This window comes from Streptomyces sp. WAC05292 (assembly GCF_003949955.1).
GTDB classification, from domain to species: Bacteria; Actinomycetota; Actinomycetes; order Streptomycetales; family Streptomycetaceae; genus Streptomyces; species Streptomyces globosus.
Window position 1 is genome coordinate 1 of the sequence record NZ_RPSE01000623.1, and the last position, 2,305, is coordinate 2,305.

General features: G+C 75.3%; 3 protein-coding genes. All 3 read right to left on the minus strand.

Annotation, left to right across the window (positions count from 1 at the left end; translation table 11 throughout):
* Positions 1–24: 24 nt before the first annotated feature.
* Positions 25–435 carry a TadE/TadG family type IV pilus assembly protein gene (locus EF903_RS31765; RefSeq protein ID WP_260616190.1) on the minus strand — a complete coding sequence of 137 codons (411 nt, stop codon included), beginning with the start codon at positions 433–435 and terminating at the stop codon, positions 25–27.
* A gap of 3 nt (positions 436–438) precedes the next feature.
* Complete coding sequence (locus EF903_RS31770) at positions 439–1,794, minus strand: AAA family ATPase (RefSeq protein ID WP_125548424.1); 1,356 nt, start codon at positions 1,792–1,794, stop codon at positions 439–441.
* A gap of 7 nt (positions 1,795–1,801) precedes the next feature.
* A partial coding sequence (locus tag EF903_RS31775; RefSeq protein WP_125548425.1) for an RcpC/CpaB family pilus assembly protein occupies positions 1,802–2,305 on the minus strand: 504 nt, incomplete at its 5' end.

Consider the following 2,305-nt stretch of genomic DNA (forward strand, 5'->3'; position numbering starts at 1 on the left):
GGGCAGGGGTCGGGGCTGGGGCATCTAGTCCTCCTCCTCCCGCACCGCGCCGGCCTCGCCGGTGATGGCCCCGAAGCTCAGCGACGGGTGGAGCACCGGGATTTCGAGCTTGACGGTCGCCTTGTACAGGCGGCCCTCCGCGCGGCATTCGGCGGTCATGCCCCAGGCGCTGCCGATGTGCTCGCCTGCGGCGGCCGCGCACGCGCCGCCTCCCTTGACGGCGCCCGCGCGGGCGGCCTCGTCCGCCGCGTTCCCCGCGAGGGAGAAGGCGTACCCGATGAGGACGCACTCCCAGACCGCCACGACGAGCAGCAGGATCAGCGGGACCATCCCGGCGAACTCGACGGCGACCTGCCCGCGGTCGCCTGCCGCGGCACGGATGCGGCCGGGACCGGGACCGCGGCCGCGGCCTGCGGCCGGTGTGCGCGCGGCCACCGGTCAGCCCTCCCGGCCGCGGCGCGGCCACGGCCCGAGGGAGCCGCGGTCGCCGCCGCCGCGGCGCAGCCGGGCGACGGGTCCGGCCGCGCGCACGGCGACGGCGGCGCCGGAGCCCCGGCCGCCGCCGGCGGCGTCCCGGCCGGGGAGTGCGGCCTGCGCCCCGGCGGCTCCGGCCTGGTCGGCGGGGGCGGCGAGCAGGCCGAGTTCTCCGGCGACGGTCCACAGGGCCTGTTTGACGGCGGACCGGTTGTCGAGGTCCTGGAGGCGGCCGGCGTCCACGACGGGCTGGAGCTCCTTGAAGGCCGCGGGGACGGGGGTCTTCGCCACCCGCGTCTTGGTGATCTTCTCGATGAGGGAGGGCTGGATCTCGGTGTGCTTGCTCCAGCGGTTGACGACCATCGCGGTGTCCTCGGCCTTGCGGACCTGGAGCCGCTCCCACATGCGGACCATGCGCTTGGCGGCGCGTACGCAGACCACGTCCGGGGTGGTGACGAGCACGGCGGTGTCCGCCATCTCGACGACGGCCGCGTTCGCGCCGGTCACCTGGGTGCCGCAGTCGACGACGACGAGTTCGTAGCGGCCGCGCAGGGCGGTGACGACATGGCGGGCGGCCCGGTCGTCGACCTCCTCGCCGCGTTCGCCCTCGGCGGGTGCGAGGAGCAGGGCGAGGCCGGTCCGGTCGTCGTAGACGGCGTCCTGGAGGACGCGCGGGGAGATGTCGTGGATGCCGGCGAGGTCGGCGATGGAGCGGCGGAACTGCACGTCGAGGTAGGAGCCGACGTCACCGGCCTGGAGGTCCATGTCGACGAGGACGGTGCGCCGCCCGGCGGCGGCCGCGGCGAGCGCGAACTGGACCGCGGTGAGGGTGGCGCCGACTCCGCCCTTGGCTCCGGCGACGGTGACGACGCGCCCGCCGGGTCCGCCCGGCGCGTCGGCGGGGCGGCCCAGGTGGCGGCGGACGCCCGCGGACCACTGGGCAGCCGCCTGGACGCGGGCGGCGAGCTCCTCGTACGAGGGCGGGAGCCCGATCAGGCCGCGCGCGCCGGAGTCCATGGCGGCGGAGAAGAGGGCGGGGCCGGTGTCGGAGGAGAGCAGGACGACGCCGACGGCGGGGAAGCGGAGGGCGACTTCGCGGATGAGGTCGAGGGCGGGTACGGGCCCGATGCGCTCGTGGACGAGGACGACCTCGGGCAGCTCGTCGACGGATCCGGCGGCCAGCCGGGCCAGGGTGTCGAGGAGCGCACCGGAGTCGGGGAGCGGTGCGGCCGGCTCGGCGTCCGGGAGCTGGCCGAGGAGGGCGGAGAGGGCGCGCGCGGCGTCGGCGTCGCCGGCGGCGGGGAGGATTCGGGTGGTCATCCGGGCCTCACTTGTCCCCGTCGAGGGTGTACGTGCGGTCGCCCGCGCCGGGCGCGGAGTCGGTGCCGGGCGCCACGAGGGCCAGGCGTACGTGCTCCGCGAAGGACTCGGCGTACGCGACGCGCTGGGTGTCCTTGGTGTTCAGGGCGAAGGTGATGGGGACGGCTTCGGCGGGGCCGCGGCGGTCGGCGTCCTTGTCGAGGGGGGTGAGCTTGCCGACGTTGAGGACGCGGGCGTTGGCCACGATGATGACGGAGCGGGAGGGGTCGCCCTCCTTGGCGCCCTTGAAGGTGGCGATGATGTTGACCTTGGCGCCGGAGTAGATCTTGCCGGCGACGCCGGTCGCCGCGTCGATCATGATGGCGATCTCCTGCTCCCCCGGTTGCAGCCGGGGTTTGTCGACGACCATGTCGCTCTGGAGCAGCGAGCCCTTCTTGAGGGTGGTCAGGGCGATCTTGTCCTTGAGGGTGCCGAGGTCGTCGACGGCGGTCTCGGACAGCCAGCGCCGCGG